Origin of the sequence: Micrococcus sp. MS-ASIII-49 (genome assembly GCF_000946635.1) — a bacterium.
Lineage (GTDB): Bacteria > Actinomycetota > Actinomycetes > Actinomycetales > Micrococcaceae > Micrococcus > Micrococcus luteus.
On the sequence record NZ_JXSP01000175.1, the window covers coordinates 1 to 24,595 of the forward strand.

General features: G+C 71.4%; 27 protein-coding genes. 17 read left to right on the top strand and 10 right to left on the bottom strand.

The window, feature by feature from the left end; translation table 11 throughout:
* The 7 genes from SJ20_RS11225 to SJ20_RS11250 all read left to right on the top strand — a co-directional run.
* Positions 1-213, top strand: a 213-nt coding sequence (locus tag SJ20_RS11225) for an integrase core domain-containing protein (protein WP_165577063.1), incomplete at its 5' end; no start/stop codon positions are given.
* Positions 214-377: 164 nt separating this feature from the next.
* Entirely contained in the window at positions 378-1,625 is a 1,248-nt protein-coding gene (locus SJ20_RS11935; protein WP_131661516.1) for a hypothetical protein, read from the top strand.
* A 236-nt stretch (positions 1,626-1,861) separates the two neighbouring features.
* Positions 1,862-2,944 carry an IS481 family transposase gene (locus SJ20_RS11230; RefSeq protein ID WP_235281304.1) on the top strand — a complete coding sequence of 361 codons (1,083 nt, stop codon included), beginning with the start codon at positions 1,862-1,864 and terminating at the stop codon, positions 2,942-2,944.
* Between the two features lie 73 nt (positions 2,945-3,017).
* Positions 3,018-3,359, top strand: a complete 342-nt coding sequence (locus tag SJ20_RS11235; RefSeq protein WP_044659964.1) for a VOC family protein — start codon at positions 3,018-3,020, stop codon at positions 3,357-3,359.
* Positions 3,360-3,445: 86 nt separating this feature from the next.
* Positions 3,446-3,706, top strand: coding sequence for a type II toxin-antitoxin system Phd/YefM family antitoxin (locus SJ20_RS11240; protein ID WP_044659965.1), 261 nt, complete (start codon positions 3,446-3,448; stop codon positions 3,704-3,706).
* Entirely contained in the window at positions 3,707-3,961 is a 255-nt protein-coding gene (locus SJ20_RS11245) for a Txe/YoeB family addiction module toxin (protein WP_044659966.1), read from the top strand.
* A gap of 1 nt (position 3,962) precedes the next feature.
* Positions 3,963-4,529: a mismatch-specific DNA-glycosylase gene (locus SJ20_RS11250; RefSeq protein ID WP_044659967.1), complete on the top strand. Its 567-nt coding sequence runs from the start codon at positions 3,963-3,965 to the stop codon at positions 4,527-4,529.
* Between the two features lie 43 nt (positions 4,530-4,572).
* On the opposite strand, the gene SJ20_RS11255 is transcribed toward SJ20_RS11250, so the two are convergent.
* From SJ20_RS11255 to SJ20_RS11285, 7 genes are read right to left on the bottom strand one after another with little or no spacing between them, the layout of a single operon-like run.
* Positions 4,573-5,355, bottom strand: a complete 783-nt coding sequence (locus tag SJ20_RS11255; protein ID WP_044659968.1) for an SCO1664 family protein — start codon at positions 5,353-5,355, stop codon at positions 4,573-4,575.
* Positions 5,355-5,897 (bottom strand): DUF3090 domain-containing protein, encoded by a 543-nt coding sequence (locus SJ20_RS11260; protein ID WP_044659969.1) that lies wholly within the window; start codon positions 5,895-5,897, stop codon positions 5,355-5,357. The genes SJ20_RS11255 and SJ20_RS11260 overlap by 1 nt, the downstream gene beginning before the upstream one ends.
* Positions 5,894-6,619 carry a histidine phosphatase family protein gene (locus SJ20_RS11265; RefSeq protein WP_200891094.1) on the bottom strand — a complete coding sequence of 242 codons (726 nt, stop codon included), beginning with the start codon at positions 6,617-6,619 and terminating at the stop codon, positions 5,894-5,896. Before SJ20_RS11265 ends, SJ20_RS11260 begins: the two co-directional genes overlap by 4 nt.
* 31 nt (positions 6,620-6,650) lie before the next feature.
* The gene (locus SJ20_RS11270; RefSeq protein ID WP_052833463.1) at positions 6,651-7,037 is read right to left on the bottom strand and encodes a hypothetical protein; all 387 of its coding nucleotides are present in this window, start codon (positions 7,035-7,037) and stop codon (positions 6,651-6,653) included.
* Positions 7,037-8,443 (bottom strand): Dyp-type peroxidase, encoded by a 1,407-nt coding sequence (locus SJ20_RS11275; RefSeq protein ID WP_044659970.1) that lies wholly within the window; start codon positions 8,441-8,443, stop codon positions 7,037-7,039. Before SJ20_RS11275 ends, SJ20_RS11270 begins: the two co-directional genes overlap by 1 nt.
* A gap of 1 nt (position 8,444) precedes the next feature.
* Positions 8,445-9,140: a hypothetical protein gene (locus tag SJ20_RS11280; protein WP_044659971.1), complete on the bottom strand. Its 696-nt coding sequence runs from the start codon at positions 9,138-9,140 to the stop codon at positions 8,445-8,447.
* A 53-nt stretch (positions 9,141-9,193) separates the two neighbouring features.
* Complete coding sequence (locus tag SJ20_RS11285) at positions 9,194-10,282, bottom strand: catalase family protein (protein ID WP_181743494.1); 1,089 nt, start codon at positions 10,280-10,282, stop codon at positions 9,194-9,196.
* Positions 10,283-10,490: 208 nt separating this feature from the next.
* On the opposite strand from SJ20_RS11285, the gene SJ20_RS11290 reads away from it, so the two are divergent.
* The 4 genes from SJ20_RS11290 to SJ20_RS11305 all read left to right on the top strand — a co-directional run bounded on the left by SJ20_RS11290 (position 10,491) and on the right by SJ20_RS11305 (position 14,831).
* Positions 10,491-12,143 carry an ABC-F family ATP-binding cassette domain-containing protein gene (locus SJ20_RS11290; RefSeq protein WP_044659972.1) on the top strand — a complete coding sequence of 551 codons (1,653 nt, stop codon included), beginning with the start codon at positions 10,491-10,493 and terminating at the stop codon, positions 12,141-12,143.
* 114 nt (positions 12,144-12,257) lie between these two features.
* Positions 12,258-12,941 (top strand): type 1 glutamine amidotransferase domain-containing protein, encoded by a 684-nt coding sequence (locus SJ20_RS11295; RefSeq protein WP_041103944.1) that lies wholly within the window; start codon positions 12,258-12,260, stop codon positions 12,939-12,941.
* A 46-nt stretch (positions 12,942-12,987) separates the two neighbouring features.
* Positions 12,988-13,998 (top strand): NADP-dependent oxidoreductase, encoded by a 1,011-nt coding sequence (locus SJ20_RS11300; protein ID WP_044659973.1) that lies wholly within the window; start codon positions 12,988-12,990, stop codon positions 13,996-13,998.
* 26 nt (positions 13,999-14,024) lie between these two features.
* Positions 14,025-14,831, top strand: coding sequence for an alpha/beta fold hydrolase (locus tag SJ20_RS11305; protein WP_044659974.1), 807 nt, complete (start codon positions 14,025-14,027; stop codon positions 14,829-14,831).
* A 33-nt stretch (positions 14,832-14,864) separates the two neighbouring features.
* On the opposite strand, the gene SJ20_RS11310 is transcribed toward SJ20_RS11305, so the two are convergent.
* Positions 14,865-15,356, bottom strand: coding sequence for a MarR family winged helix-turn-helix transcriptional regulator (locus SJ20_RS11310; protein ID WP_044659975.1), 492 nt, complete (start codon positions 15,354-15,356; stop codon positions 14,865-14,867).
* A 111-nt stretch (positions 15,357-15,467) separates the two neighbouring features.
* On the opposite strand from SJ20_RS11310, the gene SJ20_RS11315 reads away from it, so the two are divergent.
* Both SJ20_RS11315 and SJ20_RS11320 read left to right on the top strand, forming a co-directional pair.
* On the top strand, positions 15,468-15,887 hold the full coding sequence (locus tag SJ20_RS11315; protein WP_044659976.1) for an organic hydroperoxide resistance protein: 420 nt from the start codon (positions 15,468-15,470) through the stop codon (positions 15,885-15,887).
* Positions 15,887-16,312 (top strand): membrane protein, encoded by a 426-nt coding sequence (locus SJ20_RS11320; RefSeq protein ID WP_044659977.1) that lies wholly within the window; start codon positions 15,887-15,889, stop codon positions 16,310-16,312. The genes SJ20_RS11315 and SJ20_RS11320 overlap by 1 nt, the downstream gene beginning before the upstream one ends.
* 126 nt (positions 16,313-16,438) lie before the next feature.
* Here the strand turns inward: SJ20_RS11320 and SJ20_RS11325 are convergent, their stop codons facing one another.
* Positions 16,439-17,953, bottom strand: coding sequence for an acetyl-CoA hydrolase/transferase family protein (locus tag SJ20_RS11325; protein WP_044659978.1), 1,515 nt, complete (start codon positions 17,951-17,953; stop codon positions 16,439-16,441).
* 187 nt (positions 17,954-18,140) lie between these two features.
* Here SJ20_RS11325 and SJ20_RS11330 point away from each other — a divergent pair, with 187 nt between their 5' ends.
* The 3 genes from SJ20_RS11330 to SJ20_RS11340 all read left to right on the top strand — a co-directional run bounded on the left by SJ20_RS11330 (position 18,141) and on the right by SJ20_RS11340 (position 22,240).
* Positions 18,141-19,151, top strand: coding sequence for an NADP-dependent oxidoreductase (locus SJ20_RS11330; RefSeq protein WP_044659979.1), 1,011 nt, complete (start codon positions 18,141-18,143; stop codon positions 19,149-19,151).
* Between the two features lie 70 nt (positions 19,152-19,221).
* A complete protein-coding gene (locus tag SJ20_RS11335; protein ID WP_200891095.1) occupies positions 19,222-20,577 on the top strand; it encodes a DUF4921 family protein in 1,356 nt (451 codons plus the stop codon).
* Positions 20,578-20,587: 10 nt separating this feature from the next.
* Complete coding sequence (locus SJ20_RS11340) at positions 20,588-22,240, top strand: AarF/ABC1/UbiB kinase family protein (protein WP_044659988.1); 1,653 nt, start codon at positions 20,588-20,590, stop codon at positions 22,238-22,240.
* A gap of 28 nt (positions 22,241-22,268) precedes the next feature.
* Here the strand turns inward: SJ20_RS11340 and SJ20_RS11345 are convergent, their stop codons facing one another.
* On the bottom strand, positions 22,269-23,399 hold the full coding sequence (locus SJ20_RS11345; protein WP_044659981.1) for a trans-acting enoyl reductase family protein: 1,131 nt from the start codon (positions 23,397-23,399) through the stop codon (positions 22,269-22,271).
* Positions 23,400-23,542: 143 nt separating this feature from the next.
* Between SJ20_RS11345 and SJ20_RS11350 the strand changes: the two genes are divergently transcribed.
* Positions 23,543-24,550, top strand: a complete 1,008-nt coding sequence (locus SJ20_RS11350) for a cation diffusion facilitator family transporter (protein WP_044659982.1) — start codon at positions 23,543-23,545, stop codon at positions 24,548-24,550.
* Positions 24,551-24,595 lie beyond the last annotated feature (45 nt).

The window sequence follows — 24,595 nt, forward strand, 5'->3', positions numbered from 1 at the left end:
GCCCTGGCCGAGACCGTGAACGGGCTCTACAAGGCCGAGCTCATCCACGCCAAGCGGATCTGGGAGTCCGTCGAGGCGGTCGAGCTGGCCACCATGGGGTGGGTGCACTGGTGGAACACGCAGCGTCTCCACGAAGCGCTCGGCTACCGCACTCCAGTGGAGGTCGAGGCGGCCTACACTCACGACCAGGATTCAGCGCCCGTTGCGTCCTGACCTCGGAACGAAACCCAGGGCGCTTCAGTGAGATGCAGGCGGCCAGCTACACTGCATGTATGTGCCCAGGGAGCTAATTCTACAGTCTCCCTCGAGTGTCGTGCGAAGTCTTCGCCGCATCTCGACAATTCGATTTGCCAAACCGATGTTTTGGGGTAAAATCCGTGCTGCTGAGCGATATTGTTATTGGTGTAATTGGGGAATTTAAAGAGGTAGAAAGATTTAAGACTAAGACATACAGGGATAAGGGTATCATCTACAACGAGGTGCTGGACGCGTACGGGGCACATCGGGCATCGCTTAAGCGACTAGCGAGCAAGTCAACTGATGAAGTTCGTCCGGTGTTTATTTCGGACTATTATAACCCCGGTGATGGAACTATGCGGGGTGATAGGGAGACGTCTTTTGCGCGAAGGTCGCTTATCTACTCTGATAGCGTTGTGGTCCAGGATAAGATCGGAGCTTGGTTTTCACTTCGTGAGGCGGGGGCTGATCAGGGGTGGCAAATGGGTCACCAGGATTTCCCTAATGCAATTGTAGATATCTGGCGTGTAATCCAGAATGCCAGCCTTGAGAAGTCTGGTCTGATTGAGTATCTGGAGTTTCCCAGCTTCGCGCGAGTGAAGCGGATTTCGGATCTCACGGATAAGGATCTACTGAGCCCTGAAGAGCTAAACAGCCTGGATAGTATTAAGTCTACTGCACTCGATTACTACCGCCTGCGGCAAGATCGAGCGATTTCCCTCATAGAAATGGAAAAGATTGAAACTGTTCTTTCCAAGCATGTTGGCCAGCTTGACATTCATCTACCGTCATGGCTGGACTCTGAATTTATCCTTAACCAGCTAGTGAGAACACCCAAGAGCGGAACCCGACGGAGCGCCGCTGTCACTTCCAGGGATCTGAGGAATGCTGCGGGTTTGAGCCTCTCTTTGAATCTCCCCGCGCCGGATCGGCTGGGTAATGACACTTTCACGGATCGTGACTTTAGGGTAATGCGCGAGAGTCTCTATGTTCGACAGTTCCGCAATGATTTTCGCGAGATTGTGGATGACTATATGGATCGATCTGTCGGAGTGAGCGGTTTTGTACACCACAGAAACGTCAGAGAAAACTTCCAGCGCAGACTTGAGGCGTCGCGTAGCAAGTTCCTTCGGGAAGTGGACAAGGATGGGTTTGACTTGCGCGGCGTTGTGAATAGGGGGATTGTCCCTGGTGGAGTCGCCTCTGCAGGCGTCTGGGCGTATAGTAATTACTCGACTCTTGACCTCGCCCAGACGCTTATGACAACACTAATTCCATTTTCAGCAGCTTCTATTGTCGATGCTTGGGGTGAAGCTCGGCGCACCTTGGCGCGTAGGAGAGAAGCGGCTGTTGTGAGCAAAATGTATAGCACCTATATTGTCGACTAAGGTTTTAATGGTTAATCCAAACGCCTATAAGCGGCTCCTTGAGTCGCTATTCAGGCGAACGCATGTTCTTAAGTGGTGGAAGGTGCCCACAGTGTGTCAGGCCGTGTCGTCGTTGCCTCCTGGTTCGCCTAGGTATGATGTCCAGGGACGTTGTTGCGTGAACAGCTGACAAGCGAAGGCCTCCTGTTGCGAGAGTGGAATTGTCGAGAAACCGCTCACGCGAACAGAAGGCCTTCATGTCCCACGCTGACGCCGCCCTGACCCCTCGCGCCCGCCTACGCCTGGCCAAGCTCATCGTCGAGGAGCACTGGCCGGTCGCCACCGCGGCCAAGATGTTCATGGTCTCCCCACCCACCGCACGCAAATGGGCCACACGCTTCCGGGCCGAGGGACCTGCAGGGATGGCAGACCGGTCCAGCCGGCCGTCCACGATGCCGACCAGAACACCGCCGGCGGTGGTGAAACAGATCGTGGCCGCCCGAAGGCGCCGACGCCTGGGGCCGGCACAGATCGCCGGAGAACTCAGGATGCCGGCCTCCACCGTCCATGCCGTGCTCGTGCGCTGCCGGATCAACCGCCTCGCCCGTCTGGACCGGGTCACCGGCGAGCCGATCCGCCGCTACGAGCACCCCCACCCCGGCTCGCTGATCCACGTCGACGTCACCAAGTTCGGCCGCATCCCCGACGGGGGCGGACACCGATTCGTCGGGCGCCAGCAGGGCATGAAGCACCGCGCGGCGACCTCGGACCGCGAAGGAACCCGTGATGCCCGATACCAGCCCCGGCTCGGGGTGGGCTTTCTGCACACCGTGATCGATGATCACTCCCGCTTCGCCTATGTCGAGATGCACTCCGATGAACGCAGCCAGACGGCCATCGCGGTGTTGCGCCGCGCGGTCGCCCACTTCGCGCGCCTGGGCGTGGAGGTGGAGCGGGTGCTCTCGGACAACGGCTCGGCCTACCGCTCGCATGCCTGGCGTGATGCCTGCACCGAGCTCGGGATCAAGCCCAAGCGGACTCGACCCTACCGGCCGCAGACGAACGGGAAGATTGAGCGGTTCCATCGCACGCTCGCTGACGGGTGGGCCTACGCCCGGTTCTACAGCTCAGAGACGGAACGCAGGGCCGCGTTGCCTGGATGGCTGCACTTCTACAATCATCATCGCGTCCACTCCGCGATCGGCGCCGCGCCTGCCACCAGGCTCAACAACCTCCCTGGACATCACAGGGGAAGCCGTCGCCGAGCACATTTGCCGCCGCGCCGGCTGCGCCGCTGGCATGCGACGATGTCCAGCGCGCCCAACACTTCGGGGCGCTGATGCGCCCCCGTAGCGTGGGGGCGCCCGCCGCGGGCGCTGTCCATCTCCGCCAGCCGCCACTCCAGGGCCCGCCATGTCCATCCGCCTTTCCCACCTCACCTGGGATGCTCTCGACCTGCACGCGGTCGTCGAGTTCTGGCGGGAGCTGCTCGGCTGGAGCGTCGACGAGCTGGAGAGCTATCACCGCGGCTCCGGCGAGTCCCCCATCGTGAGCCCGCAGGGGCACCTGGTCTTCTTCTTCCAGGTGTTCGACGCCGAACAGGTCGAGTACCGCTCCCACGGGGACCTCGTCCCCGAGGTCGGCTCCACCCGTGCCGAGGAGATCGCGCCTGTCCTCCGGCTCGGCGCCGTCATGAAGGGCGGCCGCCGTGAGGACCTCGGCTGGGTCGTGCTCACCGACCACGAGAGCAGGTAGTTCTGCATCCCACAGGGTGCCTCCTGAGTTCCACCTCACCGACTGGTACCATAAGCAGGTACCACGACGCGCCTGAGGAGGCCGGCATGTCCATCAGTGCCAGTGAAGCCCGCAAGACCCTGTTCCCGCTCATCGAGCGAGTGAACGCGGACCGCGACGCCGTCGAGATCGTCTCCCGCAAGGGCAACGCCGTCCTCATGCCCGCGGACGAGTACGCCGCCTGGCAGGAGACCGCCTACCTGTTCCGCTCCCCGGCCAACGCCCGCCGGCTGCTGGACGCCTACGAGCGCGCCCGCGCGGGGAGCGTCGAGGAGCACCCTCTGGACCGCATGGACGGGGACGCCTGAGTGCGCCTCGTGTGGGACCGCTCCGCCTGGGAGGACTACACGCACTGGCAGACCACGGACCGCAAGGTCCTCAAACGGATCAACACCCTCATCGACGCCGCCCTGTGTCATCCCGTCGAGGGGATCGGCAAGCCCGAGCAGCTGAAGTACGGCGCAGCCGGGGCATGGTCCCGGCGCATCACGGAGGAGCACAGGCTCGTCTACCTCGTCGACGGCGAGGACCTGATCATCCTCCAGGCGAGGTATCACTACTGACATGCGCTTCACCCAGGCCGAGCTCCAGCAGTTCCGCGACCACACCGTCCCCGACCTGCTGCCAGACCCGCTGCGGCTGCTGTTCATCGGCATCAACCCCGGCCTGTGGACCGCCGCCACCGGTGCGCACTTCGCCCGCCGCGGCAACCGCTTCTACCCGGCCCTGCACCGCGCCGGGCTCACCCGACACCTGATCGACGCCTCCGACGGCTACAAGGCCGAGGACCTCGCCGAGCTGCACGCCCGCGGCATCGGGATCTCCAACCTCGTCCCGCGTGCCACCGCCCGCGCCGACGAGCTCACCGCGGAGGAGCTCGCCGCCGCCCCCGCCCGCCTGGACGCGCTCGTGGCCGCGCACGCGCCGGCCGTCGTCGCCGTGTTGGGGGTGACGGCCTACCGGCAGGCGTTCGGACGCCCGAAGGCGGCGCTGGGGGAGCAGCAGACGCCGTGGCCGGGCACGCGGCTGTTCGTGGCGCCGAACCCCAGCGGGCTCAACGCGCACGCCACCCTGGACTCGCTCGCCGCGGACTACCGCGCGGCCGGTGCCGCGGCGGGGCTCGTGGACTGAGTGCACCCGCCGTCCCTGCGGCCGCGCTGACGCCTCAGGCCCGTCAGAAGAGCGGCCAGGGCACGGCCGGCGTCAGCCCGCTCGGGGCAGGGAAGATCCCGTCGTCGAGCAACCGGGTGCAGCGTTCGGCGAGGGCGTCGACTTCCTCGGCACCCAGCAGCTCCGCCAGCCCCTGCCCCAGCTCACCGTCGAGCCCGTCGAGAACCCGGGCGACGCCGTCGCGCTCCTCCTCGCTCAGCGCCTCGCCCAGCCACCCCCAGAGCACGGTCCGCAGCTTGTCCTGCACATGGAACGTCAGCCCGTGGTCCACGCCGTGGCGGTGGCCGCCGGGCATGGCGAGGATGTGGGCGCCCTTGCGGTCGGCGTTGTTGACGAGCACGTCGAACACCGCCATGCGGCGCAGCGCCGCCGAGTCCTCGTGGGCCAGGACCAGCCGATTCCCGCCCTCGTCCTCACCCTCCAGGACCGTGAGCCATCCCGAGGCCGGCACTTCGTCCGCCGGGAACAGGTCCACGGCGTCCTGCTCAGGATCCTGCTCCTGCCAGAGCTGCACCATGCCCTTACCGAACGGGCCGTCGCGCAGCCAGGTGCGCGGCACAATGTCCCACCCCAGCGCCTCGGACACCAGGGACGCGGCCACCTCCCGGCGGGCCAGGGTGCCCGCGGGGAAGTCCCACAGCGGGGCCTCGCCGGCCACCGGCTTGTAGACCACCGGGGTGTCACCGATCGCGCCGAGGAACGTGGCGTTGGACGCCGTCGTGATGCGGCCGGTGAGCGTCAGCTCCCCGGACACCAGCTCGCCGGCGGGCACGTCCGCGGGGCTCATCAGGAGTCGGGGAGAGTGCAGTCGTGGCCGTCGGGGTCGATGGGCTGGCCGCAGTCCGAGCAGAACGGACGTCCGGCGTCCACGACCTCCCGGGTGCGCCGGGCGAACGCCCGGGCGGCGCCGACGGGCATCCGCACGCGCACGGCCTCGGCACCCGCCTCGGGCGCCGAGTCGGCGTCGTCGTCGGAGAGCGGGTGCGCGTCGATGAGCACCTGCGCGGTGGTGGGGTCCCAGCCCAGGCCGATGGCCCCCACCCGGAACCACTCCTGCACCGGGTCCAGCGGATCGTTGTCCACGAGTTCCACGGGCGTGCTGGCCGGGACGCTGTGCGGGTTGCCCTCCAGCGCCATGAGATCGTCGAGGATCTCGTCGATCATCTCCGCCATCAGGGCCGACTGCTGCTTCTCCAGGGCCAGGCTCACCAGCCGGGGCCCGGTGCGCACCTGCAGGTAGAACGTGCGGGCTCCGGGACGCCCGAGCGTCCCGATCACGACCCGATCCGGCCAGTCGAACTCATGGGCGGGGGCAGGTGCATCAGTCATGTCACGATCCTAGGCGTCTGCTCATCCACCGCACCGGTGCCCGTGCCCGCGCCGCCGCCCACCGGGGCGTCGTCGGACGGGCCGAGGGTCGAGAGCCAGGACAGGTCCCCGGCGTCGGTGTTCATCGCCCAGACCCGCGGGCGGCTCGGACCGTAGCTCACGATGGAGACGGAGGCGGGCCCCACCTCGATCCGCTGGAACAGATCCAGGTGCGTGCCGAGCGCGTCGGCCAGGATCGACTTGATGACGTCCCCGTGGCTCACCGCCACCCACACCGCCCCGGGCCCGTGCTCGGCCTCGACGGCGGCGTCGTGCCGGCGGATCGCCGCCACCGCGCGGGCCTGCATGCCCGCCATGGACTCCCCGCCGGGGAAGACGACGGCGGAGGGCTGGGTCTGCACCGTCGCCCACAGGGGCTCCGTGGCCAGGTCGCTGAGCGCGCGCCCCTGCCACTGGCCGTAGTCGCACTCGGTGAGGTCGTCGTCGACCAGCGAGCGCACCGTCCCCGGCTGGCGATCGAGGAGGGCGCGGGCCGTCTGCGCGCACCGCTCCAGGGGACTGGCCACCACCGCGGCCACGGGCACGGCCGCGATGCGGTCCGCGGTGCGGGCCGCCTGCTCCCGTCCGTGATCGTCCAGGCTGACCCCGGGGGTGCGGCCCGCCAACAGTCCGGTCGCGTTGGCCGTGGTGCGGCCGTGCCGCACGAGAAGTACCGTCGCCATCACTCCACCCTACCGACGGGGCGCGAGGGCCTCAGCGGGACGGGTCACGGGGCAGGGGAGTCCACCGCAGGGTGAGGCCCCCGACGGCGGCCAGCGCCGCGTGGGCGTCGTCCGCGGCGTCCTCCAGCCCGTCCGCCACGTCTTCACCCGCCGAGGTGAGCAGCAGGACGGCGTGGTCGTCCGCGCCGGGCTGCTCGCCCGGGTCGGCACGCCAGCCGCCCCTGCCCCGCACGCCGTCCTCGCCCCCGGGCAGGGAGCCCAGCCACGCGGCGGCCGCCCGGGCCGCCCCGGGGCCGACGACGTCCAGCCGCAGGGTCGCGGGGGAGCCGTCGTTGCCCGGCGGGGTGCCCCACAGCCAGTCCAGGTCCACCTGCCACGGCTGGGCGCCCGCGGGGCCGCCCGGGGACGGGGGTTGCATCACGCCTCGGCGTCCGACTGGTCCGAGGTCCAGCCCGCCTCGCCGATCCACCGCAGGGCGCTGAGCGAGGGCATGAAGAGGTACTCGCCCCCGGCCATCCGGTTGAAGGTGGTGATGCCGTCGATGCGCTTGCGGGCCGGCTCGGCGGGGATGGTGAACCGTCCCTGCGTCGGGTCGTCCTCGTGCAGACCGACGATCGGATCCCGCTCGGAGCCGAGGTCCACGAAGTTGCCCCCGTTGATCCACTCCTGCTGCATGAACTCGATCGTGTCGAAGGCCCGGGCGCTGATGAAGGTGAAGTAGATCCCGCGGTCCTCCTTCGCGTCGTCGGCCGAGGTCACCTCCGGCGACCACCCGGGACCGTAGGTCGAGGAGCGCCGGATGATCCGCTTGATGTTCACGTCCGTCATGATCGACAGGTCGCTGTCCCGCGGGTTGAGGCGACGCATGTGGCTGGAGTGCGGGCACATCAGGCCCTTCGGGTCGTCCTCGAAGGTGAAGTCGTTGCGCCGCTCCGGGTCGCTGCCCAGCTCCTCGTCGTCGTGGTCCGGGGAGAGCACCAGCGGGGCGCCGCTGCGCCACCGGCCGAACATCTTCGCGGCGATCCGGTGCTGCTCCTCCGGGTCCGGGCTCTGCGAGGCCAGGTACTCGTTGAAGGCGCCCACCCGACTGGCGAACTTGCGCAGCACCACGTAGGTCCCGTTGCGGCCCAGCACATCCGGCTGCGGCACGGCCAGCGGGGAACCGGTCTCGCTGTTCTCGCCCAGGATGAACTCGCCGGCGGAGATGGAGCGCTCCTGGCCCGGCTGGGGCCGCACCCCGCTGCCGGCCACCGTCGGCTGCGAGATGGAGTCCCGGAAGCCGAAGGGGTTCTTGTTCAGCTCGTCGACCCCGAACCGGTGGGTGGCCACCAGGGTCACTCCGGTGGAGTGCTCCAGCACCTTCTCCGCCTGGTCCAGGGCGGCGTCCAGGGCGTCGGCGTCGGCCGCGTAGATCGTCAGCGCGATGTGGCAGGCGTCCTGGGTGAACGCCTCGTCCCAGTGCTCCGGGGCGTTCGGCCCGGTGTCCATGAGCTGCTGAGCGCGGGCGGCCATCCCCTGCTGGTAGGGCAGCGGGAAGCTGGCCAGGGAGTCCTCGGGCAGCCCCAGGGCGCGCAGGCCGGCATAGCTGATCGCCACGCCGGTCCAGGACTGCAGGTCGTCGGCCCAGTCCTGCGCCGAGGTCACGTGCTCGGCCAGGCGACGGACGAAGTCCCGGCCGCCTTCGGCCTCCTCCACGGTCAGCATGGCGTGGGCGCCGACGTAGGGCTCAGGCCGCGACCGCAGCACCAGGCCCTGGATGTCGTCCAGGTCCAGCTCGACCCGCTCCCGATCGAAACGTTCCTTCAGGTCCTTGAGCACGCCCATCTCAGTAGTCCACCGCCTCGGGGGTGGAGATCGTGTCGGTGAGCTGCTTCAGGGCGGCCGCGGTGTCCTCGTCCAGGTCGGTGCGCCCGGCCATCTGGTCCAGGAAGGTGTTCACCGCGTCCTCGGTGCGCTGCAGTCGACGCGTGTCCACCACGGTGACCTGCGGGTTCGCCACGAACCACCCGGAGGCGGTGATCTGGTGGTCGGCGATGAAGTCCTTCACGGTCGGGCTGTCGATGCCCGGCCACCCCTCCACGTTCTGGAAGAGGAGGTCCATCAGCTCGGGGATCTTGGTGGCGAAGTCGTTGATGTACGCGTCCCAGTCGCCGTCGTAGGCCGTGGCGAAGAGGATGCGGGTGTTGTCGTCGAAGAAGACGAAGCGCATGTCGTGGAGCGTGGACACGCGCTGGGCGCCGTCCATGTTGCCGCGGGTCAGGTCGAAGATGCGCTGCAGCCGTTCGGCGCCGCCCGGCTTGAGGCGGGCGATCGCGGTCAGCTCCGAGACCTTGCCCGAGCGCATCCCCACGCGGCCGGCGGAGTCGGCCGTGCCGGACAGGTCCGGGTTGTGCTCGCGGATCATCGCCTCGAGGGCGATCTTGGCCAGCGTGGGGGCGTCCTGGGCGACGTCCTCGACGGCGCGTTTGACGGCGTCGAGGCGGCTCTCGTCCTGCAGTCGGGGGTCTGAGCGGTCAGTCATGAGGTCCTCCTTCGAGAATCCTTTGGGGTGAATGGTGAGGGGTGGGGCCGGGATCAGTCCGGGATGTCGTCGAGCGACGACGGCTCGGGGGCCGGGCGGTCGTTGAACTCGTGGCGGAAGCGAGTGGACTGCTCATAGGCGCGCTTGCGGACGCGCATGATCGAGCCCAGCGGCTGGTGCTCGACCACGCCGTTCCAGGGGTTGAAGGTGAGGGCGTCGTCGCCGTAGACGCGGCGGGGATGGCTGTAGCTCTCCTGCGCCTCGATGCGCAGGGTGGCGACGGGCTGGTGCGGGGCCTCCTCCTCGTCCCACAGGACGGAGGCGTCCTCCACCGGCATGCGCTCCGGGTCGGTCGCCAGCTGCGCCCGCAGGACGTACTCTGCGCTCTCACGCGAGAAGAAGTCGGCGACGATCTCGCTGATCGAGGAGAAGTCCTCCACCTTCATGTCCTGACCGGTCAGGGCGCGCACGTTCTCGGACGCCGGGGCCAGCGAGATCTTCGCGACGTGGTCCCCGTAGCGCAGGGCGCCCTGGGTGAAGTACGTCTCGCCGAGGACGTGGGCGTTGTCCCGCCCCAGGCCCTCCAGGGTGGCGCTGGGGGTCCCCCCGACGGTCTCCACCGCACCTCGGACCACGCGCGCGGCGCCCGTCGTCAGACGCTGCAGCAGCTCGGGGGACTGGGAGTTCTTCTCCAGCAGGCTCAGCATCTCCTTGTAGCGGGCCACGGTGCCGAAGGCGAGCGTCGGGAAGTTCACCATGAGGAAGTCCTGATTGTGGCTGTCCAGATCCGGCAGCAGCCGCTTGCCCTCCACCCCCAGCACCTTCAAGGCCCAGCCCCGCGGGGCGGGAGTGCGGTCGGTGTGGATGTCCCCGGGTGCGGAGGAGAGCCGCGCCACCGCCTCGTAGGTGCCCGGACGGGCGAAGATGCCCTGCGCCAACTCGGGAGCCAGGCCCTCATGGACCTCCAGCGTGGCCTTGAGGACGGCGTGGCTCTTGGCGTGGGCATCGCGGTGGGCGTGCTTGTGCTCTCCCGCCGCGCGGCGCTGTGACGCGCCCATCTGGGCCAGGATCTCGCGGGTCAGGTCCTCCTCGCGGTCGACCGAATGCTCGATGTCGGGCGTGTACTTCACCGGTTCAGTCATCAGTGCTCTGCCTTCTCTCTGGAGCGCCGTGTGCGCCGCGCGGAGCCGCGCACCTGACCCTGGCGACGCTATGACTCTTCCCATGTCAGGGCAAGGAAGGAAACGCGCCGCAGGTCTGGGAGTCGGTGCCCGGGGGCGGTGCCCCGGGGGATCTGTGACAGTGTGGCGGTGACCCGCCCCAGGGAAGCGCACTCGAGCCAGGAGAAGCATGACCGCCACCCTCGTCGCCTCCGGCCTGGCCGGCGGCCACGGCCATCGCACGCTGTTCGACGCGCTCGACCTCACCGTCGCGCCGGGGGACGTCGTCGGCGTCGTGGGGGCCAACGGCGCGGGCAAGTCCACGCTGCTGCGCATCCTCGGCGGGGACCTGGCCCCGCAGGCCGGCACGGTCAGCCTGGCCCCGGCCGACGCCTTCGTCGGCTGGCTCCCGCAGGAGCACGAGCGCGTGCCGGGGGAGACGGTGGCCGGGTACATCGCCCGCCGCACCGGCTGCGCCGAGGCCACCCGCGAGATGGACGAGGCCGCCGAGGCCCTGGCGGACCCGGACGTCACCGACGCCGCCGCGGACCGCTACAACACCGCCCTCACCCGCTGGCTGACCTCCGGCGCCGCGGACCTGGAGGAGCGCATCCCCGCCGTCCTCGCCGACCTCGGCCTGGACCTCTCCGCCTCCCCGGAACAGGTCCTCATGACCTCCCTCTCCGGTGGGCAGGCCGCCCGCGTCGGCCTCGCCGCGCTGCTGCTCTCCCGCTTCGACGTCGTGCTCCTGGACGAGCCCACCAACGACCTGGACCTCGACGGCCTGACCCGCCTGGAGGCCTTCGTGCAGGAGCTGCGCGGCGGCGTCGTGCTGGTGAGCCACGACCGCGAGTTCCTGGCCCGCTGCGTCACCCGCGTCCTGGAGCTCGACCTCGCCCAGCGCACCAACCGCGTCTACGGCGGCGGCTACGAGGCCTACCTCGAGGAGCGGGCCACCCTGCGCCGCCAGGCCCGGGAGAAGTACGAGGAGTTCGCCGAGCAGAAGCACGACCTCGTCTCCCGCGCCCGCATCCAGCGGGAGTGGTCCAGCCAGGGCGTGCGCAACGCGATGAAGAAGTCCCCGGACAACGACAAGCTGCGCCGCAAGGCCAACAGTGAGTCGAGCGAGAAGCAGGCCCAGAAGGTCCGGCAGATGGAGAGCCGCATCGCGCGCCTGGAGGAGGTGGAGGAGCCGCGCAAGGAGTGGAGGCTGGAGTTCACCATCGGTGCGGCGCCGCGCTCCAGCTCGGTGGTCGCCACCCTCAACGACGCCGTCTTCCGGCAGGGCGGCTTCACGCTCGGGCCGGTGTCCCGCCAGGTGAACGCGGGGGAGCGGATCGGCATCACCGGGCCCAACGGGGCCGGCAAGTCCACCCTGCTGCGCGGGCTGCTGGGCCGCCAGGCCCCGGACGAGGGCATGGCCGCCCTGGGGTCCAGCGTGCAGATCGGGGAGATCGACCAGGCGCGCTCGCTGCTGGTCGGGACCGTCCCGCTCGCCGCGGCCTTCGAGGCGCTCGTGCCCGAGATGGCCTCCGGGGAGGTGCGCACCCTGCTGGCCAAGTTCGGCCTCAGGGCCGACCACGTGAACCGCCCCGTGGACGAGCTCTCGCCCGGCGAGCGCACCCGGGCATCCCTGGCCCTGCTCCAGGCCCGCGGGGTGAACGTCCTGGTGCTCGACGAGCCCACCAACCACCTGGACCTGGAGGCCATCGAGCAGCTCGAACAGGCCCTGGAGACCTACGAGGGCGCCCTGCTGCTCGTCACCCACGACCGCCGCATGCTGGACACCGTCCGCACCGACCGCCGCTGGCAGGTCCAGGACGGGCGGGTGACGGAGCGCTGATGTCTCGGGCGCGGCGGCCGCGGCGTCAGGCCGGTGGGCACCGTCACCCTTGCCCGAGATTCGGTTGTGTACGACCATGAGAGTTCAGTCCCCACCGACGAAAGGGCCCCAGACATGTCCCGCATCCTGATGATCCTCACCTCGCACGACCAGCTGGGCGACACCGGCCGCAAGACCGGGTTCTGGCTCGAGGAGTTCGCCTCGCCCTACTACGTCTTCACGGACGCCGGCCACGAGGTCACCCTCGCCTCGCCCCGCGGCGGCCAGCCGCCCATCGACCCGACGAGCTCGCAGCCGGAGATGCAGACCGACGCCACCCGCCGGTTCGACCAGGACGAGGAGGCCAAGGCCGCCCTGGCCCACACCACGCCCCTGGCCCAGGTGGACGTGGACGGGTTCGACGCCGTCTTCTACCCGGGCGGTCACGGCCCGCTGTGGGACCTGGTGTCCGACGCCGACTCCACGCGGATCATCCTCGACAGCGACGCGGCCGGGCGCCCGCTCGGCCTCGTCTGCCACGCGCCCGGGATCCTGCACCCGATCACCGCCGCCGACGGCACCCCGTTCGTGCGCGGCCGTCAGGTCGCCGGGTTCACCAACGGCGAGGAGGAGGCCGCCCAGCTGACGGACGTCGTCCCGTTCCTCGTCGAGGACTCGCTGATCGCCGCCGGCGCGGACTACCGCAAGGGCCCGGACGGGGAGAGCTTCGTGGTCACGGACGGCACCCTGGTGACCGGTCAGAACCCGGCCTCCTCCGCCGACGCCGCCCGCCGCGTCCTCGACCTGCTCGCGCGCTGACCCCCCTCCGCCGAGCCCACCACTTCGACCCCGAGGAGACCACTCGATGAGCACCCCCACCCACACGCGCGAGATCCACCTCGCCTCCCGCCCCCACGGCGCCCCGACGCCGGAGAACTTCCGCCTCACCGAGGTCGAGCTCCCCGAGCTCACCGAGGGCCAGGTCCTCGTGCGCAACACCGTGATGTCCGTGGACCCGTACATGCGCGGCCGCATGAACGACGTCGAGTCCTATGTGCCTCCGTTCCAGCTCGACGCCCCCCTCGACGGCGGCGCGGTGGGCACCGTGATCGCTTCGCGCCACGCGGACGTGCCGGAGGGCACGTCCGTGCTCCACGGCCTCGGCTGGCGCGAGCACGCCGTCCTCGACGGCGACACCGTCCAGGCCGTGGACACCTCCCAGTTCTCGGACAGCACCTACCTGGGCGTGCTGGGCATGACGGGTCTGACCGCCTACACCGGCCTCGTGCACGTGGCCGAGATGCAGGAGGGCGACGCCGTCTTCATCTCGGGCGCCGCGGGGGCCGTCGGCTCGGTCGCCGGCCAGATCGCCCGCCTCCTGGGCGCCTCGCGCGTCGTTGGCTCGGCCGGCACGCCCGAGAAGGTGGCGTGGGTGAAGGAGCTGGGCTTCGACGCCGCGTTCGACTACCACGACGGCTCGCCCACGGACCTGCTGGCCGAGGCCGCGCCGGAGGGGATCGACGTCTACTTCGACAACGTGGGCGGCGACCACCTCGAGGCCGCCATCGCCGCGCTGCGGGTCGACGGCCGCGTGGCGATGTGCGGTGCGATCGCCCAGTACAACTCGACGGAGCCGCCGGCGGCCCCGCGCAACCTCGCCCTGGCGATCGGCAAGCGGCTGACCCTGCGCGGCTTCGTCCTGCAGAAGTACGCGGCGCAGGTCCGTCCCGAGTTCCTCGAGCGCGTGGGCCCGTGGGTCGCCGACGGGAAGATCCAGTGGGACGAGACCGTCCGGGAGGGTCTGGAGAACGCGCCCCAGGCGTTCATCGACCTGCTCGAGGGCGCCAACACGGGGAAGATGGTCGTCCGGCTGTGACGAGCGACGGCGCACTCGGGGGCGGCATGGACACCTTCCGGCATCAGGGCCTGACCTTCGATGTCCGCGACGGCGGGCCGGCCGAGGGGGAGGTGGTCCTGCTGCTGCACGGCTTCCCGCAGGACGCCACGTCCTGGAGGCACGTCGAGCCGCTGCTGCACGCCGCGGGGCTGCGCACCCTCGCGCCGGACCAGCGCGGCTACTCCCCGGGGGCCGCGCCGCGGGCGACGGCGGCCTACCGCCTCCCGGCGCTCGTGGGGGACGCCGTCGCGCTGGCGGACGCGGCGGGGGCGCGGCGCGTCCACGTCGTCGGCCATGACTGGGGCGGCGCCGTCGCCTGGGCGCTGGCCACCGCCCACCCCGAGCGCGTCGCGTCCCTGACCGTCCTGTCCACGCCGCACCCGGCCGCCCTGGCCCGCGCCCTGCGCGGCCCTGACCAGCTGCGCCGCAGCTGGTACATCGCCGCCTTCCAGGCACCGTCCCTCCCCGAACGGATCCTCGCGCGACGGCTGGGCTCCCTGCTGCAGCGGGGGCAGGTCCCCGGGGCGGAGCACTACGCCCGCCGGTTCTCCACCCCGCAGAGCCTGCGCGGTCCGGTGAACTGGTATCGGGCGAACCCGGATCTGGTGACCACCACGCGCAGCGCGCCCGTGTCGGTCCCCACCACGTACGTGTGGGGCATCCGGGACGCGGCCCTGGGGCCGCGGGCCGCCGAGCTCACGGCCGGGCAGGTGGCGGGGGAGTACCGGTTCGTGAAGCTCGACGCGGACCACTGGCTGCCCGAGCGTGAGGCGGACGCCGTCGCCCGGGCGATCCTGGACCGGGTGCGCTGACCCCCGCTCCGCACGCGGGCCGCTCCCGCTGTCTCAGCGCGGCCCGACGGCCTCGGTGATCCGGTTCAGCTGGTCCATGAGGGCCCGGCGCTCGGCGACGTCGAGGGGGATCCGGGTGAGGGCGTCCGCCGGGACCGTCCGGGCGGACGCCCGCAGCGCCCGCCCCTCGTCCGTCAGCCGCACCAGCACGCGCCGCTCGTCGTGGACGTCGCGCTCCCGCGTGACGAGCCCCATGCCGGCCAGGCGCCGCACCAGAGGCGTGATGGTGCCGTTGTCCATGCCGAGCCTGTCCCGCAGCGCGCCGACTCCCAGCGCCCCGGCGGTCTTCGGCGTCGACGCATCCGTCTCGGCCGAGGCATCACTCTCCGCCTGCCACAGGGTGAGCATCACGAGGTACTGCGGGTAGGTGAGGCCGAGGCGGGACAGCAGGGGGCCGTAGCCGCGCGTGACGGCGCGCGCCGCCCGGTGCAGGGCGAAGCAGAGCTGGTCCTCGAGGGCGAGGCTGGGGGTCGGCGCGGCATCCATGGGAGCGATTCTAGTGGTCGCTGGGGAGCGACTTGGTTGCGCGCGACCTAACAGGGTGGCAGGCTGGAGCCGACTCGTCCCGCACGGGGCGGGCGGATGAAAGGACCTCCCATGGAGACCATCTACACCGCCGAGGCGCTCAGCACCGGCGCCGGCCGCGACGGCCATGTCCGCGCCACCGACGGGCGGGTCGACCTCGACCTCGCCGTGCCCACCGAAATGGGCGGCTCCGGCCAGGGCACCAACCCCGAACAGCTGTTCGCCGCCGGCTACGCCGCGTGCTTCCACTCGGCCCTGCAGATGGTCGCCCGTGCCTCCCGTGCCGACATCACCGACTCCTCCGTCGGCGCGCGCGTGGGCATCGGCCGCCAGGGTGAGGGCTTCGGCCTGGAGGTCACCCTCGAGGTCGTGCTCCCCAATGTCCCCGCGGATCAGGCCCGCGCCCTCATGGAGCAGGCGCATCAGGTGTGCCCCTATTCGAACGCCACCCGGGGCAACATCGACGTCGTCCTCGAGCTCGGGGAGGCGTGATGACGAAGCACCGGCAGCCTGTCCCCCTCTCCCAGACCGCCGCCCGCCTCGGCCTCGGCGGGTTCATGACCGCCGCGGGGCTGTCCCACCTCACCGTGGCACGCCGTGAGTTCCGCGCCCAGGTGCCCTCGTGGGTCCCGCTCCCGGCGGACCTCGTGGTGCTCGGATCCGGCGTGGCCGAGATCGGCCTTGGGGCCGCTCTGCTGGCGCTCCCCGGGCAGCGCCGCCTGACCGGCACCGCCCTGGCGGCCTTCTACACCGCGATCTACCCCGGGAACATCGGGCAGTACGCCGAGCGCAAGGACGGCTTCGGGCTGGACACCGACGGCCGCCGCCTGGCGCGGCTGTTCGGCCAGCCCGCCCTCATCGCCGCCGCCCTGTGGGCCGCGGGAATCCCCGAGCGGGAGCACGGCGGGCGCCGCTGACGCCGTCGCCGGCCCCGCGGGCCTGTGCCGGCTCCGGGCGCGCGCCCGGAGCCGGCGTGATCTCACCCCGCCGCGAGGCGCGGCCCGTTCCGCAGGTGTCCCGCAGGTGTCCGGCCCGGTGGGCCGTCAGCCTTGACGCATCGTCCCGGTCTCGAGGAAGCGCTGGTGCCAGGACAGGGCCTCGCCCAACAGGTGCGGGGTGTGCAGGCCGTCCGACTCACGCATCGCGCGGTCGAAGTAGTCCCGCAGCTGCTCCCTGTAGTCCGGGTGCGCGCACGTGTCGATGATCGTGCGGGCGCGCTGCTTGGGGGAGAGGCCGCGCAGGTCGGCCAGCCCCTGCTCCGTCACCACCACGTGCACGTCGTGCTCGGTGTGGTCCACGTGCGAGACCATCGGCACGATGCAGGAGATGTCCCCGCCCTTGGCCGTGGAGGGGGTGAGGAAGAACGACGTGAACGCGTTGCGGGCGAAGTCGCCGGAGCCGCCGAGACCGTTCATCATCTTCGTGCCCATCAGGTGCGTGGAGTTCACGTTGCCGTACAGGTCGGCCTCGAGCATGCCGTTCATGGCGAGGATGCCGAGGCGGCGCACGAGCTCGGGGTGGTTGGAGATCTCCTGGGTGCGCAGGATCAGCTTGTCCCGATACTTCGCGGCGTTGTCGTTGAACCGTTCGGCGGCCTCGGTGGACAGGGAGAACGCGGTCGCGGACGCGGTCGCCAGGGTGCCGGAGTCCAGGGCGTCGAGCATGCCGTCCTGCACCACCTCGGTGAACGCGGACAGGCCCGTGAACCGGGACTTCACCAGCTCGGACATCACCGCGTTCGCGATGTTGCCCACGCCCGACTGCAGCGGCAGCAGCCGCTCGTCGTACCGGCCCTGGGCCACCTCGTGCTCGAAGAACTCCACGAGGTGCTGGGCGATCGCGATCGAGTCCGCGTCGGCGGGCTTGAAGGGGGAGTTGCGGTCCGGGGCGTGGGTCTCGACGACGGCCACCACCTTGGCCGGATCGCACCGCAGGTACGTCTCACCGATGCGGTCCGCGGGGTGGGTGAGCATGATCGGCGTGCGGTGCGGGGGCAGCGCGGTGCCGTAGTAGACGTCGTGCAGGCCCTCGAGGTCCTCGCTCTGCCATGAGTTGACCTCGAGGATCACCTGATCCGCCAGGTCGATCCAGGACTTGTTGTTGCCCACGGAGGAGCTGGGGACGAGACGGCCGTCCTCGCGAATCCCGGACACCTCGATCACCGCGGTGGTCATGGGCCCGTAGAAGCCGTTCCACACGGTCTGCGCCAGGTGGGACAGGTGCGTGTCGATGTACTCGATGGCGCCCGCGTTGATCTTGGCGCGCATCGTCGGGTCCGACTGGAACGGGGTGCGCAGCGCGACGGCGTCCGCCTCGGCCAGCGCGCCGTCCATCTCCGCGGAGGTGGACGCCCCCGTGTGGAGGTTGATGCGGAACTCCTCGCCGCGCGCGTGCAGCTCCTTGGCCCGCTCGGCCAGCGCCATCGGCACGGCCTTCGGGTAGCCGGACCCCGTGAACCCGCTCATGCCCACGGTGGTGCCGTGCTGGATGAACGCCGCCGCCTCCGCGGCGGACATCACCTTCGACCGGAGGCCGGGGTGGTGGATGCGGGACGACATGGGTGAGGCCTCCGTGCGGGTGAGACGAGTCGAGCGAGAGCGCTGTGACGTGGAACAGCGATCAGCGTACCCGCGTCACGGGTGGCCGTGGGGATGATCACGCCGGAGGTCACCGAGCCCGACCTGCGTGATCGACGACGGCGAACAGGGCTCGGCACTCCGGGTCGGCGCGCCTAGGCTCGGCGTCATGCGAGCACTCGTCCTCCAGTCCTACGGCGGCCGTGAGGCCATGGCCCTCACCGACGTCCCCGCCCCCACGGCCGGCGCCGGCGAGGTGCTGATCCGCACCCGCGCGGTCGGCCTCAACCCCGTCGACGCGATGCATCGCGAAGGCGACTTCAAGGCCATCGCCCCCGACGACTTCCCCACGGTCGCCGGCAACGAGCTCAGCGGCATCGTCGAGGCCGTGGGCGCCGGGGTGACCGCGTTCGCCCCGGGTGACGCGGTCATCACCCGCGTGGACCCCTCCGGCCACGGGGCGTTCGCCGAGCTGGCCGCGGTGCGCGCGGACTGGGTGGCCGCCGCGCCCGCCCGCATGCCCCTGACGGACGCGGCCGGCCTGCCGCTCGCCGGCCTGACCGCCCAGCAGGCACTCGGCCCGGAGCACCTGGACCTGCAGCCCGGGGAGCGGCTGCTGATCACCGGGGCCGCCGGCGGCGTCGGGCTGATCGCCACGCGCCTGGCACACCTGCGCGGCGCGCACGTGACCGTGACCGCCTCCGCGGCGGGTGAGCCGTACGTCCGCGAGGCCGGCGCCGACGCGGTGATCGACTATCGCGCCCGCACCGTCGCGGAGGGGGGCGAGCGCTTCGACAAGGTGTTCGACCTCATCGGCGGTGACCAGATGGCCGAGCTGCTCGGCTCGATCGAGCCCGGCGGCCGGCTGGTGACCATCGCGGGCCCGCCGAGCCCCGGCAGCCTTCGCGAGACCGCGCGCCCGTCGCGTCGGCCGCTGGCCGCCGTCGTCTCCCGGGTGGCCAGTGCGAAGGTGCGCCGGGCCGCGAAGAAGGCCGGGGTGACCTACGAGTTCTTCCTCATGCATCCGGACGGGGCGGGCCTGGCCGAGCTCGTCCGGCTCGTGGACGCCGGCGAGCTGGCCGTGACCGTGGACAGCCGCTACCCCCTGGCCGACTGGGAGCAGGCGTTCGAGCGTCTCGAATCCCACCATGCCAAGGGCAAGGTGCTGCTCGAGTTCTGACCGGCGGGCGCGTCGGCGCCGGCCTGCCCGGGCCGGCACCGCCTCGTATCCTGGCCTCGTGCACCCGTCTGTGAGCGAGCCCCTCACCCGACTGCCGGACGGCACCGTCAAGCAGCGCAACCCCTTCACCGGCACCGAGGTCTGGACCGTGCCCGGCCGCGGCCACCGCCCGCTCGGCCTCGTCCGGCCCGCCCCGCAGCCGCTCGACCCCGCCCAGCACGGCCGGCACTGCGCCTTCTGCGAGCACCGCCTGCTGGAGACGCCGCCGGAGAAGTCACGCATCGTCTCCACGAGGGCCGACGACGGCGCCCCGGCTTGGCAGATCCTGCGGCACCCGGCCGCGGAGCGGCTCGGGGAGACGACCCCGGCCTTCCGCCGGGTCCCCAACCTCTTCGAGATCCTCAGCTACGACTACTGGCGTCTCAACCACGGCTACGAACTCCCCCCGGACGCGCGCCGCCGCCGTGACGAGTACCTGGCCACCGAGGCCGGCCGCGCCCACGTGCGCGCCGTCGTCGCCGCGAAGCTGCACGCCTCCGGCCGCTCCGCGGAGGAGGCGGCGGCGATGTCCGAGGCGGAGCTGATCGCGGCGTCGGCCGCATTCTTCGGCGGCACGCACGACGTGGTGATCGCCCGGCGGCACTTCGTCGACGGGGCCGTGGACGACCACCAGCTGGCCTCCTCGGGCACCCTCACCCCGGACGAGCACCACGCGTTCCTGGCCCTGACCGCCGACGCGATGCGGGACCTCTACGCGACCACGCCCGCCGTGCGGTACGTCTCCGTGTTCCAGAACTGGCTCAAGCCCGCCGGCGCCTCCTTCGACCACCTGCACAAGCAGCTCGTGGCCATCGACGAGGTCGGCGCGCAGAACGCCGCCGCCCTGGGCCGGCTGCGCGAGGACCCGCAGGTGTTCAACCACGCCGCGCTGGACGTGGCCGTGGCGCACGACCTGATGATCGCCGCGAACGAGCACGCCGTGATGTTCGCCGGCTTCGGTCACCGGTATCCGACGGTCGAGGTCTACTCCACGAGCCCGGTGGGGCAGCCGTGGCGGCAGACCGCGGCCGAGCTGCGCGCCGTCTCCGACCTGCTGCACGCCGCCCACGCGGCCACCGGGCCCGATGTCCCCTCCAACGAGGAATGGCACACCCGCCCGCCCGGCGTCGCCTCCCCGATGCCCTGGCGCGTGATGCTCAAGTGGCGCGTCTCCACCCTCGCCGGCTTCGAGGGCGCCACCAAGATCAACGTCAACACGATCAGCCCGTGGGACGTGCGGGACCGGGTGCTGGCGCGGCTGCGGGAGCTGCGGGCGGCGGGCGCGCTCGCAGACGGGGTGCGGATCGGGGCCGACGCGCGGGTCCGGCCGGGCGCCCTGCGGTACGCCGACGGAGCGGCGAGGCTCACCCCTCCGCGCGGTCGGTAGCGTGGGCGTCATGGCCCTCCACCTGCAGCGCTACCGCGAGATCGCCCACGTCATGGCCCGCAACGGCCTCAGGGCCACGGCCGTGCAGGCCGGGCTCTCCCGGTGGCTGCCCCTCGAGGAGGGGGAGCCGCACCTGGGCATCGACGCCGAGGCCCGCCCCGAGCTGTTCGTGCGCACGTTCGAGGAGCTGGGCGTCACCTTCGTGAAGCTCGGGCAGCTGATCTCGGCACGACCGGACCTGTTCCCCGAGGCCTACTGCGCGGCGTTCGCCCGCCTCACGGACAGCACGACGGCGGTGCCCTTCGAGGCCGTCGCCCGGACGGTCGAGGAGGACCTCGGCGCCGACGTCGACGCACTGTTCGCCTGGTTCGACCGCGCGCCACTGGCCACCGCCTCCATCGGTCAGGCCCACCGTGCGCGCCTGCATGACGGGCGCGCCGTCGTCGTGAAGGTCCGCAAGCCCGGTGTGGTGGAGCAGGCCCAGGCGGACCTGGAGATCCTGCGGACGCTGGCGGCCACGTGGTCGCGGGCCTCGCGGACCTTCGCCGATCTGGACGTGCCGACCATGGTGGATGAGTTCGACCGCTCCCTGCGCGCCGAGCTCGACTACGTGGTGGAGGCGCGGGCCTGCGAGGAGATCGCCGCCGGCTTCCGGGACACCCCGGGCGTGCGGTTCCCGTGGATCGAGTGGGACCTGACCACCTCGCGCGTGCTGACCATGCAGGAGCTCTCCGGGCTGCGCGTGGACGATCTGGCCGGACTCGACGCCGCCGGCATCGACCGGGAGGAACTGGCGTACCGGGCCGCCGACGTGCTGCTGGCCATGGTGTTCGAGCACGGCGTGTTCCACGCGGACCCGCACGCGGGCAACCTGTTCATCGAGCCGGACGGGACCGTCGGGTTCATCGACTTCGGCTCCGTCGGGAGGATCTCCCCGTCCCTCCGGCGCCGGTTCGCGGGCCTGGCCATGGCGCTGGCCCGGCAGGACACCGACGGGCTGGTGCGGGCCCTGCTGGACATTGCCCCGCCGCGCGGCCCGGTGGACCGCCGTCGGCTCCGACTGGAGGTGGCCCGGATCATCGGCCGCCTCGAGGGGCGCGAGCTCGAGGACATCCGCGTGGGGCAGCTGGTCTCGGAGATCTTCGCCCTCGTGCGGCGCCACCGGCTGTCCCTGCCGCCCGAGCTCGTGCAGCTGCTGCGGATGCTGATCATCGTGGACGGCATCGGCCGCCGCCTGCACCCGGGCTTCGACTACACCCGCGTGCTCGACCCCTTCGCCCTGCGCCTCGTGGGGGAGCACCTCGACCCCCGGCGGGTGGCGGGCCGGATCGGCCGGGCCACGATCGCGGCGGCCGAGCTCGGCATCGACCTGCCGGAGTACGCCCGCAAGGTGATGGAACGCATCGACGACGGCGGGATCGACGTCACCGTCCGCGCGAGCGAGCTCGAGCCGCTCGTGACGCGCCTCGAGCGGACGGGCGACCGGGTGGTGGCCGCCATGGTGGTGGCCGCGATGATCACCGGCGGCACGAACGTGCTCGTGGCGTACAAGGACCGGCTCGGCCGCTTCGCCGGGCCGGTGGTGGCCGCCGGCGGCGCCGCCCTGACCGGTGGCAGCGCCTATCTGGCCTGGATCAGCCGCCCCCGGCGTCGCCCCCGCTGAGGGCCGTGGGCGGGGTCAGTCGTCGGGATCATGCCCGCACCAGACCGGCCGCGGTGCAGGCCGTCTCGAAGTCGTCGAGGCCGAACGCCTGGATCGGGCTGACGACGCCGGCCTCGCGGGCCCGGCCTGCGGCGAGCTGCCGGGCGCCCCAGGCCATGAGGTCCCCGGTCAACGTGTAGGCGTTGGGGCCGCGCAGGTGCACGTCCGCCACGATGCGGCCGGCCGCGTCGCGCGCGATCGCCCCGACCCGGGAGCCCGTGCGGGCCCGGTCTGCGGCGTCGGGGCCACCCGGGTCGCCGGCCAGGGGCCGCAGCAGGGCCTGCACGCCGCGGGCGACGCCGGGGAGCCACCCCACCGCGCCGAGGGCGGCGGCGCCGATCTGCGTGGGCCGGGCCGGGAACCAGCCGTTGAAGACCTCGACCTCGTCCAGGCCGGGCTGCATCCGCGGCAGGAACAGGGACTCCGTGCCGCCGAACAGCACGCCGCGGCGGTCCTGCCCGTCGACCCGGAAGACGGCCGACCGGCTGGCCGGGCCCGTGGTCGCCAGCCGCCCGCCGCGCCACGTGATCGTCCGCTCGGTGAGGGCGCCCACCATCGTCTGGCGCGTCCCGTGGCTGAGGTCGACGCGCGGGTCCAGCTCGCCGTCGGCGAAGTAGCCGATCTGCAGGGACCGTGCGCGTCCACCGGCCTCCGCCAGCGCGAGCCCGCCCGCGAGCATGCCCGGCGCGTAGTCGAAGCCGAGGGCGGGCAGCAGGGTGGCGCCCGTGCGTCGGGCGGTGGCGTCCAGGTCCGCCTTGAGGTCCTTCACGAAGCCGACCTCACCGGTGGAGTCCACGTAGTGCGCGCCCCGCTCCGCGGCGGCGCGGGCGACCGGTCGGCCGTAGCGTTCGAAGGGGCCGACCGTGGAGACCAGCACATCGCCCTCCGTGACCAGGGCCCTCAGCGAGGCGGGGTCACCGGCGTCGGCGACGGCGACCTTCAGCCCGTCGTGCCGCCTCGCCGCGTGCTGGAGCGAGTCCCGGTTCCGGCCCGCCAGCACGGGCCGTGCGCCCTGGGCCACGAGGGCGTCCACGACGAGGGATCCGGCGTAGCCCGTCGCGCCGAGCACGATGATGCGGGGGGCGTCGGGGTGGTCGAGGTGCAGGGGAGAATCCGTCATGGCCCCACGCTAGGCCGCGCATGCGGAGACCTCACGGGCTCGGCGACGCCGATCCGCGTGGACCCCGTCTCGCGCTCCTGGACCGGCGGACCCGGACATGGCGAGCCTGGTCCGGCATGCGCCTGCAGGGGCAGACTCGGAGGATGACCCGCACCCCGCCCGCCGTCGCCTCGCCCGCTCACTCCGCCTCGCCCGCCGCCGAGACCGGCGGCGAGAGCCTGCTGACCGTCCTGATCGCCCTCGGCGTGAACGCGGTGATCGCCGTCGTCAAGTCGATCGTGGGCGCGGTCACCGGCTCAGCCGCGATGGTGGCGGAGGCCGCGCACTCCTGGGCCGACGCCGGCAATGAGGTCTTCCTGCTGCTGGCGGAGCGTCGGGCCGGCCGAGCCCCCGACGCGCGGCACCCGCTGGGCTACGGGCGGGCGGCCTACGTGTGGTCGATGGTCGCGGCCTTCGGCCTGTTCGCGGTGGGCTCGGCGGTCTCGGTCTGGCACGGGATCACGGCCTGGTCTGCCCCTGAGGAGGAGGCGGAGTACACGATCGCGTACATCGTGCTCGCCGTCGCGTTCGTGCTCGAGGGCGCCTCGTTCCTGAACGCGCACCGGCGCCTCCGCCGCGACGCGGAGCGGCGGCACATCAGCGATGCCACGTTCCTGCGCCAGACCTCGGACCCCACGCTGCGCGCCGTGTGGGTGGAGGACGCCTCGGCCCTGATCGGTCTGGTCATCGCGGCGGCGGCCCTCGCCCTGCACCAGCTCACCGGGGACCCCCGGTGGGACGCCGCCGGCTCGATCCTGGTGGGCGTGCTGCTGGGCGTCGTCGCGATCTTCCTGCTCTCGCGGAACATGGCGTTCCTCGTCGGCGAGGTCGCCGACCCGGTGGTCCGGACCCGGGTGCTGCGCTGGCTGCTGGAGCGGCCCGAGGTGCTCTCCGTGAGCTACCTGCACCTCGAGTACGTCGGCCCGGAGAAGCTCTTCGTCGTCGGGGCCGTGGGCCTGGCCGGGGACGAGCGGGAGAGCGAGGCCGCGGTCCTGCTCCAGCGCGTGGAGGACGCCCTCCTCGAGCACCCGCGCGTGGCCGCCGTCGTGCTCTCCCTGTCCAACCCCGCCCACGCGCCCCTGGACCCGGAATCGCAGAACGCGCGCGCCTGAGCCCGCGCGGCCGGCATCGTACAGTGGCCTCTCGTGACCCAGACC